Annotated in this window: 11 protein-coding genes; 8 read left to right on the forward strand and 3 right to left on the reverse strand. The window is 64.5% G+C overall.

What is annotated here, in order from left to right; all coding sequences use genetic code 11:
* The first annotated feature begins 14 nt into the window (after positions 1-14).
* The 7 genes from H7F35_RS19170 (at position 15) to H7F35_RS19200 (ending at position 8502) form a co-directional block, all read left to right on the forward strand.
* The gene (locus tag H7F35_RS19170) at positions 15-2447 is read left to right on the forward strand and encodes a DNA translocase FtsK (RefSeq protein ID WP_187108187.1); all 2433 of its coding nucleotides are present in this window, start codon (positions 15-17) and stop codon (positions 2445-2447) included.
* A 157-nt stretch (positions 2448-2604) separates the two neighbouring features.
* Positions 2605-3237 carry an outer membrane lipoprotein chaperone LolA gene (gene lolA, locus H7F35_RS19175; protein WP_187108188.1) on the forward strand — a complete coding sequence of 211 codons (633 nt, stop codon included), beginning with the start codon at positions 2605-2607 and terminating at the stop codon, positions 3235-3237.
* Positions 3221-4543: a replication-associated recombination protein A gene (locus H7F35_RS19180; protein WP_187108189.1), complete on the forward strand. Its 1323-nt coding sequence runs from the start codon at positions 3221-3223 to the stop codon at positions 4541-4543. Before lolA ends, H7F35_RS19180 begins: the two co-directional genes overlap by 17 nt.
* Before the next feature lie 241 nt (positions 4544-4784).
* Complete coding sequence (locus H7F35_RS19185) at positions 4785-5714, forward strand: branched-chain amino acid ABC transporter permease (protein WP_187108190.1); 930 nt, start codon at positions 4785-4787, stop codon at positions 5712-5714.
* A gap of 13 nt (positions 5715-5727) precedes the next feature.
* Entirely contained in the window at positions 5728-6936 is a 1209-nt protein-coding gene (locus H7F35_RS19190; protein ID WP_187108191.1) for a branched-chain amino acid ABC transporter permease, read from the forward strand.
* 17 nt (positions 6937-6953) lie between these two features.
* The gene (locus H7F35_RS19195) at positions 6954-7727 is read left to right on the forward strand and encodes an ABC transporter ATP-binding protein (protein WP_187108192.1); all 774 of its coding nucleotides are present in this window, start codon (positions 6954-6956) and stop codon (positions 7725-7727) included.
* 10 nt (positions 7728-7737) lie between these two features.
* On the forward strand, positions 7738-8502 hold the full coding sequence (locus H7F35_RS19200) for an ABC transporter ATP-binding protein (RefSeq protein WP_187114338.1): 765 nt from the start codon (positions 7738-7740) through the stop codon (positions 8500-8502).
* 5 nt (positions 8503-8507) lie between these two features.
* Here H7F35_RS19200 and H7F35_RS19205 read toward each other — a convergent pair whose 3' ends face one another.
* Together H7F35_RS19205 and H7F35_RS19210 are read right to left on the reverse strand one after the other, a co-directional pair.
* Complete coding sequence (locus tag H7F35_RS19205) at positions 8508-9485, reverse strand: Bug family tripartite tricarboxylate transporter substrate binding protein (RefSeq protein WP_187108193.1); 978 nt, start codon at positions 9483-9485, stop codon at positions 8508-8510.
* Positions 9486-9599: 114 nt separating this feature from the next.
* A complete protein-coding gene (locus tag H7F35_RS19210; protein WP_187108194.1) occupies positions 9600-10664 on the reverse strand; it encodes a CDP-6-deoxy-delta-3,4-glucoseen reductase in 1065 nt (354 codons plus the stop codon).
* Between the two features lie 55 nt (positions 10665-10719).
* Here H7F35_RS19210 and H7F35_RS19215 point away from each other — a divergent pair, with 55 nt between their 5' ends.
* The gene (locus tag H7F35_RS19215; protein ID WP_187108195.1) at positions 10720-11667 is read left to right on the forward strand and encodes an NAD-dependent epimerase/dehydratase family protein; all 948 of its coding nucleotides are present in this window, start codon (positions 10720-10722) and stop codon (positions 11665-11667) included.
* Here H7F35_RS19215 and H7F35_RS19220 read toward each other — a convergent pair.
* Positions 11664-12524, reverse strand: a complete 861-nt coding sequence (locus H7F35_RS19220; RefSeq protein ID WP_261803280.1) for a class I SAM-dependent methyltransferase — start codon at positions 12522-12524, stop codon at positions 11664-11666. The genes H7F35_RS19215 and H7F35_RS19220 overlap by 4 nt on opposite strands.

Consider the following 12524-nt stretch of genomic DNA (forward strand, 5'->3'; position numbering starts at 1 on the left):
GCGCCGTGTTTTTCATGACCTATTCGCTCAATACGCTTCAATCTTCCTCTGCCGCCGAAGGGCAACCCGTGCGCATGCGCGCCATGCGCTTTGCCCACGAAATCACGCTGATTGTCGGATTCGCGGCGCTGTTGTTCTGGCTGCTTGCGATGCTGAGCTTCACGCCTTCCGATACCGCGTGGTCGACATCGGGCACAGGGGGAGACGTCAAGAACTGGGGCGGCCGCATTGGCGCCTGGCTGGCCGATGGCAGCTATTTCCTGGCAGGCTATTCCGTCTGGTGGTGCCTGGCCGCAGGTTTGCGCGCATGGCTCTCGTCGCTGGCGAATTGGTTGCGCGGTGGCGAGTCGGCACCGGCCGAACAGCCCGCGCGCGGCCGGTTCAACCGCAGCCGCATTGCCTTCTGGGTTGGCCTTGTCCTGCTGCTGTGCGCGAGCACCATGCTCGAATGGTCGCGGCTGTACCGACTCGAATCCCATCTGCCAGGTTCTGGCGGCGGCGCGTTGGGCTACCTGGTGGGGCCGTCCAGCGTTCGCTGGATGGGCTTTACCGGCTCGGCGCTGGTGGCCATCGCCATCGGCGTGATCGGCTCGGCGCTGGTGTTTCGCTTTTCGTGGAGCCTGATTGCCGAGCGCATCGGCGCACGCGCCTATTCGCTGTTCGAGTCGCGCCGCGAAAAACGCGAAATGGCGGCTGACATTGCCATGGGCAAGCAGGCCGCCCGCGAACGCGCGGAGGCCGACGAACCCGCGTTCACGCGCGGCGGCGATTCGGGCAGGGGCAGCGAGCCCGCGATGAATCCCACATCGTCCGCTTTCACCGACGATGACGAAGAAATCCTCGTCGAGCCGCGCCCCAAGCGCCGAGCAGCTTCGCCGCCGGTACAGATCGAGCCCGCGATGACCGAAGTGCCCAAGAGCGATCGCGTCGTCAAGGAGCGCCAGAAGCCGCTCTTCAAGGAACTGCCCGACAGCAAGCTGCCACAGGTCGATCTGCTCGATGCCGCGCTGGTGCGTCAGGAGACGGTGTCGCCCGATACGCTCGAGATGACCTCGCGCATGATCGAGAAGAAGCTCAAGGATTTTGGCGTCGATGTGCGCGTGGTGCTGGCTTCTCCCGGCCCGGTGATCACTCGCTATGAGATCGAGCCCGCCACCGGCGTCAAGGGCTCGCAGATTCTCGGGTTGGCCAAAGACCTGGCGCGTTCGCTCTCGCTGGTGTCGATCCGCGTGGTCGAGACCATCCCCGGCAAGAACTACATGGCGCTCGAACTGCCGAACGCCAAACGCCAGTCGATCAAGCTCAGCGAAATCCTGGGCTCGCAGATCTACAACGAAGGCAAGTCGATGCTCACCATGGGCCTCGGCAAGGACATCATCGGCAACCCCGTGGTGGCCGATCTCGCGAAGATGCCGCACGTGCTGGTGGCCGGTACCACCGGTTCGGGCAAGTCTGTGGGTATCAACGCGATGATTCTTTCTCTGCTCTACAAGGCCGAGGCACGCGACGTTCGCCTGCTGATGATCGACCCGAAGATGCTTGAAATGTCGGTCTACGAAGGCATCCCGCACCTGCTGGCGCCCGTGGTCACCGACATGCGCCAGGCGGCCCACGGCCTGAACTGGTGTGTGGCCGAGATGGAGCGCCGCTACAAGCTCATGAGCAAGCTCGGCGTGCGCAACCTGGCCGGCTACAACACCAAGATCGACGAAGCCAAGGCGCGCGAAGAGTTCATCTACAACCCCTTCAGCCTGACGCCCGATGATCCCGAGCCGCTGCGCCGCGAGCCGCACATCGTCGTCGTGATCGACGAACTGGCCGACCTGATGATGGTGGTCGGCAAGAAGATTGAAGAGCTCATCGCCCGCCTCGCGCAGAAGGCGCGCGCCGCCGGCATTCACCTGATCCTGGCCACGCAGCGCCCCAGCGTCGATGTGATCACCGGCCTGATCAAGGCCAACATTCCGACCCGCATCGCATTCCAGGTGTCCAGCAAGATCGACAGCCGCACCATCCTCGACCAGATGGGTGCCGAAGCGCTGCTCGGCATGGGCGACATGCTTTACATGCCCAGCGGTACGGGCCTGCCGATCCGCGTGCATGGCGCCTTCGTGAGCGACGAGGAAGTGCACCGTGTGGTGGCCTACCTCAAGAGCCAGGGCGAGCCCGACTACATCGAAGGCGTGCTCGAAGGCGGCACGGTCGATGGCGACGGTGACGGCGACATGCTCGGCAGCGGCGATGCCGAAAAAGACCCGATGTACGACCAGGCGGTCGAGGTCGTGCTCAAGAACCGCAAGGCCAGCATCTCCCTGGTGCAGCGCCACCTGAAGATCGGCTACAACCGCGCCGCGCGCCTTGTCGAAGACATGGAAAAGGCCGGCCTGGTCAGTGCCATGAGCGGCAGCGGCCAGCGCGAAATATTGGTGCCTGCGCGCACGGAGTAATTCGCGAGCCGGGTGTCGGTATTCAGGTTACGTGCTGAAAGGCAATTTGCAAAAACACGCATTCGGTGTTGCAAATCTTCATGAAGACCTACACCTGCTTCAATTCGCGGCGGGTAGGGTCGATGCCCGGTGCCACAGCTTTTCCGAGGAATCCAAATTGAAATTGCGTCATTGGCTATTGATCGGCCTTCTCAGTTCTGCAAACGCATGGGCTGGCGGGCTTGAAAGCCTCGAAACCTTCGTGAAGACGGTCAAGTCGGGCCGCGCCGATTTCACCCAGACCGTGACGGCGCCTGCACGCGAAGGGCAACCGGGTCGCGTGAAGACGTCGACCGGCACCTTCGAGTTCCAGCGTCCTGGCAAATTCAAGTTCGACTACCAGAAGCCTTTTGCGCAAGTGATCGTGGCCGACGGCAAGACGCTGTGGCTCTACGACGCCGACCTGAACCAGGTCACGCAGCGCGCCCAGGCGCAGGCGCTGGGCTCCACGCCCGCGGCGCTGATTGCAGCGGCGCCCGATCTGCGCGCGTTGCAGGCCGATTTCGCGCTGGAAGCCGCGCCAGAGCGCGATGGACTGCAATGGGTCAAGGCCACGCCGAAGAACAAGGACGGCCAGCTGCAAAGCGTGCAGGTCGGTTTTCAGGGCGATGCGCTGGCGGCGCTTGAAATACTGGACAGTTTCGGCCAGCGTTCGGTGCTGAAGTTCAGCAAGGTCGAAGTGAACCCGTCGCTGCCCGCCAGCGTGTTCGACTTCAAGGCGCCAGCGGGCGCGGATGTCGTCAAGCAATAAGAGAAGCACAGCAGGCTTGGCCACCGCCCATCAACCCCTCGCCGAGCGCCTGCGTCCCAAGACGCTTGGCGAAGTGATCGGCCAGCAGCATCTGCTGGGGCCGGGCATGTCCTTGCGGATCGCCTTCGAGTCCGGCCAGCCGCATTCCTGCATCCTCTGGGGGCCGCCGGGTACCGGCAAGACCACCATCGCGCGGCTCATGGCCGATGCCTTCGACGCGCAGTTCCTGAGCATCAGTGCAGTGCTCGGCGGCGTGAAGGACATCCGCGAGGCGGTGGAGCGTGCCACGGCCGCGCGCGACGGGCTGGAGCAGCAACGCACCATCGTCTTCGTGGACGAAGTGCATCGCTTCAACAAGAGCCAGCAGGACGCCTTCCTCCCGCATGTGGAGTCGGGCCTCTTCACCTTCATCGGTGCGACCACCGAGAACCCGTCCTTCGAGGTCAACTCGGCCTTGCTGTCGCGCGCCGCGGTCTACGTGCTGCAGTCGCTCGGCGAAGACGACCTCAAGCAGATCGTCGTGAGGGCCCAGGCGATACAGGCCGTGCCGGCGATCGACGACACGGCGGTCGACCGTCTGGTGGCCTACGCGGACGGTGATGCGCGGCGCCTGCTCAACACGCTGGAGACGCTGGCCGTCGCGGCCCGCGCCGAGAAGCTCGACCGCATCAACGACGAATGGCTGCTGCGTGTGCTCGGCGAGCGCATGCGCCGCTATGACAAGGGCGGCGAGCAGTTCTACGACACCATCAGCGCGCTGCACAAGTCGGTGCGCGGCAGCGATCCCGATGCCGCGCTCTACTGGTTCGTGCGCATGCTCGACGGCGGTGCCGACCCGCGCTACATGGCGCGACGACTGGTGCGCATGGCGAGCGAAGACATCGGCCTGGCCGATCCGCGCGCGTTGCGGCTGGCGCTCGACGCGGCCGAGGTCTACGAGCGACTGGGCACGCCCGAGGGCGAACTCGCACTGGCCGAATGCGTGGTCTACCTTGCGATCGCGCCCAAGTCGAACGCGGTCTACAAGGCCTACAACGCGGTGCGCGCCCTCATCAAGAAGGACAGCACCCGCCCGGTGCCCATGCACCTGCGCAACGCGCCGACCAAGCTCATGAAGGAGCTCGACTACGGCAAGGGTTACCGCTATGCGCACGACGAGGAGGGCGGTTTCGCCGCCGGCGAGCGCTATCTTCCCGAGGGCCTGGAAGGCCAGGTTTTCTATGAGCCGGTCGAGCGCGGACTCGAAATCCGCATTGCCGAAAAGCTGCGCGAACTGCGCCGCCGAAACGCCGAACGAGACGATTGATACTGTCTTGCAACATGCGCCCACGCAGCGCATGACCTCACGCGCATACAGCATGAGGTGAGCGGGTAAACCCCGGTCAACACGCACCAAACCAGCGCTGGTGCGTGCTTACAATCCCGCCCACTAATCCGCCAGCGACACATGTTGGCTGGTTTTTTGCTTGTCAAGCCAAGGGCGCCAAACCGGTGCCTCGGTGGGTGCATGGCACCCCGCATCGGTGCAACACATAGGGAATCGCGTTATGGAAATATTGCTGCAGCAGATCATCAACGGTCTGGTTCTCGGCAGCATGTATGCCTTGATAGCCTTGGGCTACACCATGGTGTACGGCATCATCAACCTGATCAACTTTGCGCACGGAGAAGTGCTGATGGTGGGGGCACTCACCAGTTGGACCATCATCGGTCTCATGAAGGACGGTATGCCCAACACACCGGGCTGGCTGATCCTCCTCATCGCGCTGATCATTGCCTGCATCGTTGCGGCAACCCTCAACTTCGTGATCGAGAAAGTGGCCTACAGGCCGCTGCGCAACAGCCCCAAGCTCGCGCCGCTCATCACCGCCATCGGCATGTCGATCCTGCTGCAGACGCTGGCAATGATCATCTGGAAGCCTACCAACAAGGCGTATCCCAACCTCCTGCCGACCGATCCGATCCACGTGGGTGGCGCGGTCATCTCTCCCACGCAGGTCATGATCCTCAGCGTCACGGCCTTCTCGCTCGTGGTGCTGATGTGGGTGGTCAACTACACCAAGCTCGGTCGCGCGATGCGGGCCACCGCCGAGAACCCGCGCGTCGCGGCGCTGATGGGCATTCGCCCCGATATGGTCATCTCGGCCACCTTCATCATCGGTGCCATCCTCGCGGCCATCGCCGGTGTGATGTACGCCTCCAACTACGGCATCGCGCAACACGCGATGGGCTTCCTGCCCGGCCTGAAGGCCTTCACCGCGGCCGTGTTCGGCGGCATCGGCAACCTGGCCGGCGCGGTGGTCGGCGGCATTCTGCTCGGCCTCATCGAAGCCATCGGCTCCGGCTACATCGGCACCCTCACGGGCGGCGTGCTGGGCAGCAACTACAGCGATATCTTCGCGTTCATCGTGCTGATCGTCATGCTCACGCTGCGGCCCTCGGGCCTGCTCGGCGAGCGCGTGGCGGACCGTGCCTGAGGAGCGACGAATCATGAAGAACAGCAAGAACCTCGCTCTCTACCTCGTTGGCGCCATCGTCGTGCTCGCGCTGCCGCTGCTGCTGCAGTTGCAGGGCAACGCCTGGGTGCGCATCGCCGACATCGCACTGCTCTACGTGCTGCTGGCACTGGGCCTGAACATCGTGGTCGGCTACGCCGGCTTGCTCGATTTGGGCTACGTGGCCTTCTTCGCCGTGGGGGCCTACCTTTACGCGTTGATGGGCTCGTCGCACCTGACCGAGACCTTCCCCTGGTTCGCCCAGATGTTCCCGAACGGCCTGCACACCTCGCTGCTGATCGTGATTCCGCTGGCGCTGGTGGTGGCCGGATGCCTTGGCGTGTTGCTGGGCGCGCCCACACTCAAGCTGCGCGGCGACTACCTGGCCATCGTCACGCTGGGTTTCGGCGAAATCATCCGCGTGTTCCTGAACAACCTCGACCAGCCGGTGAACATCACCAACGGTCCGAAGGGCATCACCGCCATCGACTCCATCAAGTTCTGGGGGCTCGACCTGGGCAAGGCGTGGAAGTTCGACGGCTTCACGGTCTCGTCGGTGTCGCTCTACTACTACCTGTTCCTTGCGCTCGTGGTCGCCACAGTGATCATTTCGCATCGCCTGCAGATCTCGCGCATCGGCCGCGCCTGGATGGCCATTCGCGAAGACGAAATCGCCGCCAAGGCCATGGGCATCAACACCCGCAACATGAAGCTGCTGGCCTTCGGCATGGGCGCCAGCTTCGGCGGCGTTTCGGGCGCGATGTTCGCGGCCTTCCAGGGCTTCGTGTCGCCCGAGTCCTTCAGCCTGATGGAGTCGGTGATGATTGTCGCGATGGTGGTGCTGGGCGGCATCGGGCACCTGCCCGGCGTCATCCTCGGTGCCGTGCTGCTGGCTGCGCTGCCCGAAGTGCTGCGCTATGTGGCCGGCCCGCTGCAGTCGCTGACAGATGGCCGCCTCGATGCGTCCATCCTGCGCCAGCTCTTCATTGCGCTGGCCATGATCATCATCATGCTGCTGCGCCCGCGCGGCCTCTGGCCTTCACCGGAACATGGCAAGACGCTGACCAAGAAGGGCGGCGTGCCGGTCGATCCGACCCATGCCGCCGTGGCGCCGGGCTCGCTGCAGACCCATGCACCGGGCATCGACTCGCCCGCCGACGAATTGCCGGGTTCGGCTTCGCGTCCCATGTCCATCAATCCGTGAGTGCAGGAGACACAGACATGACGACAGAAACCATCCTCGACGTTCGCGGCATCTCCAAGCGTTTCGGCGGCCTGCAGGCCCTCTCGGACGTGGGCATCACCATCAAGCGCGGCCAGGTCTACGGGCTCATCGGCCCCAACGGCGCCGGCAAGACCACCTTCTTCAACGTGATCACCGGGCTCTACACGCCCGACAGCGGCAGCTTCGAGCTGGCCGGCAAGCCCTACCAGCCGACGGCCGTGCATGAAGTGGCCAAGGCAGGCATTGCCCGCACCTTCCAGAATATCCGTCTCTTCGCCGAAATGACTGCGCTGGAGAACGTGATGGTCGGGCGCCACATCCGCACCCATTCGGGTGTGTTCGGCGCAATTTTGCGCACCGGCAGCTTCAAGGCCGAAGAGGCCGCCATCGCCAAACGCGCGCACGAACTGCTCGACTACGTGGGCATCGGCAAGTTCGCCGACTACAAGGCGCGCACGTTGTCGTACGGCGACCAGCGCCGCCTGGAAATTGCACGCGCACTGGCCACCGACCCGCAGCTCATCGCGCTCGACGAGCCGGCCGCCGGCATGAACTTGACCGAGAAGATATTGCTGCGCGAGCTGATCGACCGCATCCGCAAGGACGACCGCACGATCTTGATCATCGAACACGACGTCAAGCTCATCATGGGCCTGTGCGACCGCGTCACCGTGCTGGACTACGGCAAGCAGATTGCCGAAGGCACACCGGCCGAGGTGCAGAAAAACGAAAAGGTGATCGAGGCCTACCTCGGCACCGGAGGACATTGAGATGACGACGATGACGAGCGAAGCAGAAACCCGGGCCACGGCCGCACAGGCCAAGGCCACCGGCAAGACGCTGCTGAAAGTCAGCGGACTGAAGGTGGGTTACGGCGGCATCCAGGCCGTCAAGGGCGTGGACTTCGAGGTTCACGAGGGCGAGCTGGTGTCGCTGATCGGCTCCAATGGCGCCGGCAAGACCACCACCATGAAGGCCATCACCGGCACGCTGCCGGCGGGCGCCGGGCATATCGAATTCCTGGGCCGCAGCATCAAGGGCCGCGGCGCGTGGGACCTGGTGGAGGAAGGCCTCGTGATGGTGCCGGAAGGCCGTGGCGTGTTCACGCGCATGACCATCACCGAGAACCTGCAGATCGGCGCCTACATTCGCAAGGACAAGGCCGCCATTGCCAGCGACATGGAACGCGTGTTCGTCACCTTCCCGCGCCTGCGCGAGCGCAAGGACCAACTGGCCGGCACCATGTCGGGCGGCGAGCAACAGATGCTGGCCATGGGCCGCGCGCTGATGGCGCGCCCCAAGGTGCTGCTGCTCGACGAACCCACCATGGGCCTGTCGCCCATCATGTGCGACAAGATCTTCGAGGTGGTGCAGACCGTGGCCTCGCAGGGCGTGACCATCCTGCTGGTGGAGCAGAACGCCAACCGCGCACTGCAACTGGCGGACCGTGGCTACGTGATGGAGTCGGGCCTCATCACGATGGACGGCGACGCCAAGGAACTGCTGCGCGACCCTCGCGTGCGCGCTGCGTACCTCGGCGAATAACCAACTCAGTCGACCTTCGCGCCGGTCGCTTTCACGACCTTCTCGTACTTGCCCAGTTCGCTCTTCATGAAGGCGCCGAACTGCTCGGGCGAGCTGCCCACCGGCTCGGCGAGCAGCGAGGCAAAACGGGTCTTCGTTTCCGGCGCGTTCAGCGCGGCAACGAAGGCCTGATTGAGCTTCACGATCACATCGTGCGGTGTGCCGGCCGGCGCCACCAAACCCCACCAGGTGTCGATCGAGAAGCCCTTGAGCGTGTCGGCCACTGGCGGCACGTCAGGCAGTGAACTGCTGCGCTGCAGCGTTGTGACCGCAATCGCTTTCAGCTTGCCCGAACGGATGTTCGGCGCCGCGGTGGCCAGGTTGTCGAAGTTGAAATCGACCTGCCCCGAGATCAGCGCCAACTGCGCCGGGCTGCCACCGTTGTACGGAATGTGCAGCGCGAAGATGCCGGCTTCCTTCTTGAACAGCTCGCCCGCCAGGTGGCCGGCGCTGCCGTTGCCGCCGCTGCCGTAGTTGAGCTTGGCGGGGTTGGCCTTGGCGTAGCGGATCAGGTCGGCCACCGTGTTGATGTTCAGGCGCTTGGCCGTGTCGGCATTCATCACCAGCACGTTGGGCACGCGGACCATCTGAGTGATCGGCGCGAAGTCGGTGGCGGCGTTAAAAGGAATCTTGCTGTAAAGCCACGGATTGACCGCATTGGTGGCCGTGGCCGCAATGCCGATCGTGAGGCCGTCTGCAGGCGCCTTGGCCACGATGTCCGCCCCGATGTTGCCGCCCGCACCCGGCTTGTTGTCGATGATGACCGGACCCAGCGTGTCCTTGACGCGTTCGGCCAGGATGCGTGCCGTGTTGTCGATCGGGCCGCCTGCGGCGTACGGAACAACAAGGCGGATCGGGCGTTGCTGCTGGGCGTTGGCGTGGCCGGCGCCCAGCAGTGCGGTGGCACTGGCAAGCAGGGTGAAGAGGAAGTGTCTTGTTTTCATTTTTTTCTGGGCTTTCAACGCCTCATGGACAGGAGCACCGCGGTCGCGGAGCAAGCTCCGTCGGGCCGTCGGCATTCCCCCTTGTTGAGCGCTGGGACGCGGCGTGCGCGTCGGTCAGGGAATGGCCTTGTCGGCCTCCGTGGTGAACGCGTCGGCAAAGAACTCTTCCTCGGGCAGGCCCGCCAGCGCCACATAGTCGCGCTTGGCCGAGTCGACCACGATGGGGGCACCGCAGGCGTAGACCTGATGGCCCGAGAGGTCCGAGAAGTCTTCCAGCACCGCCTGATGAACGAAGCCGGTGCGGCCTGTCCAGTTGTCTTCGGGCGTCGCGTTGGAAATCACCGGCACGTAGCGCAGGTTCGGCATGTCGGCCAGTTGGTCGCGCACCCATTCGTCCATGTACAGGTCTTCGGGCCGGCGGCCGCCCCAGTAGAGCGTGGCGGGCCGGTCGATAGCCTTGAACTTCATGTGCTCGAGCAGCGCCTTGATTGGCGCGAAGCCCGTGCCCGAGGCGAGCAGGATCATCGGCTTGTCGGAGTCCTCGCGCAGGAAGAAGCTGCCGAAGGGGCCTTCGATGCGCAGGATCTCTTTTTCCTTCATGGCACCGAAGACGTGGTCGGTGAACTTGCCGCCGGGCAGGTGCCGCAGGTGCAGTTCGATGCCCGTGCCCGGCTGGCTCAGCGTGTGCGGCGCATTGGCCATCGAATAGCTGCGGCGCGCGCCGTCGCGCAGGATGAACTCCACATACTGGCCTGCATGGAACTGCAGCGGCTCGCCCGCGGGCAGTTGCAGGCGCAGCATGATCACGTCGTGCGACTGGCGGGTCAGGGCCAGCACCCGCACCGGCATCTTGCGGATCGGGAGCGCGCCGGCCTCGGTCACCTGGCGCGATTCGAGGACGACGTCGCTCCTGGCGTGGGCGCAGCAGGTCAGCACGAAGCCGGCCAGTTGTTCCTCGGCGCTCAGGGCCTTGCTTTGATGGGGGCCGAGGGTGACCTCTCCCGAGAGCTTCTTGCACTTGCACGAGCCGCAGGCGCCGTCCTTGCAGCCATAGGGAAGGCCGATGCCTTGCCGGATGCCGGCTGCGAGGATGGTTTCGTCGCCATGAACCACAAAATGGCGCCCGCTGGGCTCGACGGTGATGGAAAAGCCCGCTTCGTGCGGTGCGGCAACAGTCATCGGTATTCTTCGGCTTGTTTTCAGCCTGTGTCTGAAAGGGAAAGGAAACGGGATTTTGCCTTCAATCAATAGTCCCTCCGGCGCACTGCCGGCGCGGTTCCGGCGCGAGCGCCTTCTGATCATCGGTTGCGGCGACGTCGGCCAGCGTGTTGCGCGCGACCTGCGGGGGCGCATGCAACTGGTGGCGCTCACTTCTTCGGCGGACCGGGTGGCTGCCCTGCGCGCAGCCGGAATTCGTCCGCTGGTGGGCAATCTGGACGATGCTGCCACGCTGCGCCGCCTGGCGGGCATCGCCACGCGCGTGCTGCACCTGGCGCCGCCTGCGCGGGACGGCGGCGCCGCCTGGTGGCGCGACCAGCGCACCACGTCGCTGGTGCGCGCGTTGCGGCTGCGCTCGGTGCCATCGGCTTTCGTGTATGGATCGACCAGCGGCGTCTATGGCGACTGTGGCGGTGCGCGCGTGAGTGAAACGCGCGGCGTGCGGCCCGATACGCCGCGCTCCCACCGGCGGGTCGATGCCGAGCGCGCAGTGCGCTGGCTGGGCCGCAGCACGGGCCTGCGCGCCAGCATCCTGCGCATTCCGGGCATCTACGCGCCGGATCGCGAAAACGGCACGCCACGCGGGCGCCTGCAACGTGGCACGCCGGTGTTGCGGCGCGAGGACGACGTCTACACCAGCCACATCCACGCCGACGACCTGGCGCGCGCCTGCGAGGCCGCGTTGTTCCGAGGCCGACCGCAGCGCATCGTTCATGCGTCGGACGACACCGAGTTGCGGATGGGCGATTACATGGACCTGGCGGCTGATCTGTATGGTCTGCAGCGTCCGCAGCGCGTGGCGCGCGACGAGGCCGAACGGCAGTTGCCGCTGCAATTGCTGAGCTTCATGGGGGAATCGCGCCGGCTTGACAACACGCGGCTCAAGAGGGAGTTGCGCGTGCGGCTTGCGCATCCGACGGTGCATACCGGCCTGCTCGAGGGGCACCAGCCCGTAATGGCTTAGGCTGCGAGTGGCTTTCTCGCCTCGAACGTCAGCGCGCCGGGACCGACGATGCCGTATGCCGGCTCGTCAAGATCCCATTCCGAGGCCTCGAAGCCGATAGAGCGCAGACGGTCGAGCATGTTCAGGCCGAAAATCGTCCAGACCAGCACGCCTTCATCGGGCCGTACCGGGTCGCCATGAAAGGCCTTCTCTTCGAGGTAGATGATTTCTCCATCGACGATCTTGGCGCGGACCTGATCCTCGGCAAGCAGCGGGCTGTACGGTACCGTGAAGATGTGGCGTCCACCGGGTTTCAGTACGCGGAAGATTTCCGCATGCGCTGCGTAGGGCTCCGGCATGTGCTCCATCACGTCGCTTGTCATCACGAGGTCGAGCAGGTTATCGGCAAAAGACAGGGCCTGAAGGTCTTCATGACGACGACCATCGACCATCTCACCGGACTTGTATTCGTCGCCGAAGTACTCCGAGCACACATAGTTCGGCAGTTCGGCCAGTTGCAGATGCAGTGCACCCGTCGTCTCGGTGTTGTAGATGGTGAAGTCGGGCGGAAAGTGCCAGCCCCCCCGTTGAGGCAGCCCGCATTGCTCGCGAATCGTGAAGGCCATCTGTCGTTGTCGGTTGAACGACTGACAGTTCGAGCAGCGGCCCGATTCGCGTGGATTGTCGGTGAACCCGGTAAAGCGGGCGGCCGCGCCGCAGACAGAGCACGCGCCTGAAAGCACAAGGCCTTCATCTGCATGTTCGGTATCGGGTGGGGTTTCTATGGAGTTGGCATCAAGCGCGGGCGGTGCCGACGGCTTCTGCCATTTCAATGTCGCCATGCGCAATTTGCGGATGGCCTTTTCTACGATGCTCAT

Source organism: Variovorax sp. PAMC26660 (genome assembly GCF_014302995.1).
In the GTDB taxonomy this organism is placed as follows: domain Bacteria; phylum Pseudomonadota; class Gammaproteobacteria; order Burkholderiales; family Burkholderiaceae_C; genus Variovorax.

Coding starts and splice junctions, on each gene's coding strand:
- H7F35_RS19170 (WP_187108187.1), top strand. CDS start 15: ATGACCTATTCGCTCAATACGCTTCAATCTTCCTCTGCCGCCGAAGGG.
- H7F35_RS19180 (WP_187108189.1), top strand. CDS start 3,221: ATGTCGTCAAGCAATAAGAGAAGCACAGCAGGCTTGGCCACCGCCCAT.
- H7F35_RS19185 (WP_187108190.1), top strand. CDS start 4,785: ATGGAAATATTGCTGCAGCAGATCATCAACGGTCTGGTTCTCGGCAGC.
- H7F35_RS19190 (WP_187108191.1), top strand. CDS start 5,728: ATGAAGAACAGCAAGAACCTCGCTCTCTACCTCGTTGGCGCCATCGTC.
- H7F35_RS19195 (WP_187108192.1), top strand. CDS start 6,954: ATGACGACAGAAACCATCCTCGACGTTCGCGGCATCTCCAAGCGTTTC.
- H7F35_RS19200 (WP_187114338.1), top strand. CDS start 7,738: ATGACGAGCGAAGCAGAAACCCGGGCCACGGCCGCACAGGCCAAGGCC.
- H7F35_RS19205 (WP_187108193.1), bottom strand. CDS start 9,485: ATGAAAACAAGACACTTCCTCTTCACCCTGCTTGCCAGTGCCACCGCA.
- H7F35_RS19210 (WP_187108194.1), bottom strand. CDS start 10,664: ATGACTGTTGCCGCACCGCACGAAGCGGGCTTTTCCATCACCGTCGAG.
- H7F35_RS19220 (WP_261803280.1), bottom strand. CDS start 12,524: ATGAGCATCGTAGAAAAGGCCATCCGCAAATTGCGCATGGCGACATTG.